Source organism: Bradyrhizobium sp., from assembly GCF_049586575.1.
Classification (GTDB): domain Bacteria; phylum Pseudomonadota; class Alphaproteobacteria; order Rhizobiales; family Xanthobacteraceae; genus Bradyrhizobium.
Map to the genome: position 1 here is coordinate 1 of NZ_JBAVCF010000156.1, position 1,728 is coordinate 1,728.

Annotated in this window: 4 protein-coding genes; all 4 read right to left on the reverse strand. The window is 58.0% G+C overall.

Going from position 1 to position 1,728, the window contains the following annotated elements; all coding sequences use genetic code 11:
* Nucleotides 1-89: 89 nt before the first annotated feature.
* Nucleotides 90-668 (reverse strand): YkgJ family cysteine cluster protein, encoded by a 579-nt coding sequence (locus WB528_RS05735; RefSeq protein ID WP_423887460.1) that lies wholly within the window; start codon nt 666-668, stop codon nt 90-92.
* 101 nt (nt 669-769) lie between these two features.
* A complete protein-coding gene (locus WB528_RS05740; RefSeq protein ID WP_423887461.1) occupies nt 770-991 on the reverse strand; it encodes a hypothetical protein in 222 nt (73 codons plus the stop codon).
* Nucleotides 991-1,242, reverse strand: a complete 252-nt coding sequence (locus WB528_RS05745) for a hypothetical protein (RefSeq protein ID WP_423887462.1) — start codon at nt 1,240-1,242, stop codon at nt 991-993. Before WB528_RS05745 ends, WB528_RS05740 begins: the two co-directional genes overlap by 1 nt.
* On the reverse strand, nt 1,239-1,532 hold the full coding sequence (locus WB528_RS05750; protein ID WP_423887463.1) for a hypothetical protein: 294 nt from the start codon (nt 1,530-1,532) through the stop codon (nt 1,239-1,241). The genes WB528_RS05745 and WB528_RS05750 overlap by 4 nt, the downstream gene beginning before the upstream one ends.
* Nucleotides 1,533-1,728: the final 196 nt, after the last annotated feature.

Sequence of the window (1,728 nt, forward strand, 5' to 3'; positions counted from 1 at the left end):
GTTCAAGGAGAAAAGGCGTGGGCACGGCGCGTCGTGCTTTTGCCCCCCTACGCTCGCTGGATTGCTGCCCCTACATTGGCTGAACATTATCACCATCCACTGGAAATCCATTTGCCACGTTGCTCTAATGGAACATCTTTGGCTGGCACAAGGCGAGCACCCCATTCGCCGGTGCGATTATCTCTAGAAACCAATATCTGATCGTCTCTCTCGCATCGCCCCAAATCGATTTCCTGGTCCGGGAGCATAGCGATCGCGCGGCTATTTATACGTATCAGTAACTGTTTTTGGCCCTGGGCCATTTCTATCGCGAGGTCTCGAAGTTGCGAATAATAAGGTTCCTTGCGCCAATTTGTTGGAAAGCTCGGGTCAACATAGATGCTAATCCGATTTCCATCGCCCTCCGCCGCGATGACCATTCTCGACTTGGTAGGCCGCCACTCTGGACCAAAATCCGCAGTCTGCAGCCAACCGCAATGAAAACCTCGGCATGATGAGGGGCGACTGTCATAGATCAAACAGCCGCCCTTGCCGGGTGCACAATGCGTGCACCAAACACCTTCGACTTTGTTTAGCTCATCCACGGCAACGAGTTTGCAACATAATGAGCATGCACCGCATTCGCGGTCTTGAATGGCTTCAGATTCTTCAGTGTGGATATTTGGCATAGATCGTTCGCTGTTCGCGCTGAGCAATAAAAGTGTCCTTCGCTATCCCCGCAGGTGGTAATTACGGTGACAGTGCACTTAATTTCCTGTTGCCTTTCAGCTTACTTCGCCGCCGCCGGCGCCAGCTCGAACACGCGGCCGTATTTGGCGGCTTCGGCGAAGTCGCCGCGTTTCAATGCTAGCCGCACGGCGTCAAGCTTGCGGACGTCCTCCGGCGACAAGTAGGGCGACCATGCCGTATCGTCCTCGATCAGTTCGACCGGAACCTCAGCGGCGTATCTGCCGTCGTGGATGAGCTTGAGAGTGTTCTTCGCTCTGGTCACTATTTCTTCTTAGACTTGATTTCGTAGTCGCTCAGGGCGCCAGCGACGATGCCGGGTAGGTTCCGCGTCAGGGCATCCAGTTTTCGATCCAGGCCACCGACCTTGCGATCAAGCCCGTCGACTTTTTCTTCGACTCGATTCAAGCGGGTCTTCACGGCGGCAATGTCGTCGCCGTTGCGGCGCGTTTGTTCGAGGATGTGGCGCGTGACAAGCTTTTCGCCCTCGACTTCCTGCTGCCCCGGTGCCGTCAATGTTTCCCCTCGCGGTCTCTGTTCGCTCCGCGCACTGCGTCGACGACGATGGCGGGTAGGGCTTTGGCGAGGCCATCGACCTTGGCGTCGATTTTGCGGTCCAGGGCGTCGAGCTCGCCGTCAAGCCGGTTAAACCTGCCATCGTGCTCGCGCAGTTTGCGCTCGGTCTTTTCCTCGAAGCTCAGCAGGTCCTTGTGGACGCCCTGAACCTGGCGGGTCAGGAATCCAGATGGGCCTTTCGGTTGGGTGATGCGGCGCTTGATGTCGCGCATCTCGGCTTCGACGTCCATGGGCATAGGATGCATCTACCATAGATTACCGGCGGTTGCACAGTGGATGACCGGCCGCTCATCACGCTCGCGGCAGAGCCGCTCGCGCCCTCACCCCGACCCTCTCCCGCAAGCGGGAGAGGGAGAAGGGTCACTCCGCCGCCTCGACGCGTTTCTTGCGCCTCGACGCCGCGCCGCGCGCCAGCACCGGCTTGAG

Coding starts and splice junctions, on each gene's coding strand:
- WB528_RS05750 (WP_423887463.1), bottom strand. CDS start 1,532: ATGGACGTCGAAGCCGAGATGCGCGACATCAAGCGCCGCATCACCCAA.
- WB528_RS05735 (WP_423887460.1), bottom strand. CDS start 668: ATGCCAAATATCCACACTGAAGAATCTGAAGCCATTCAAGACCGCGAA.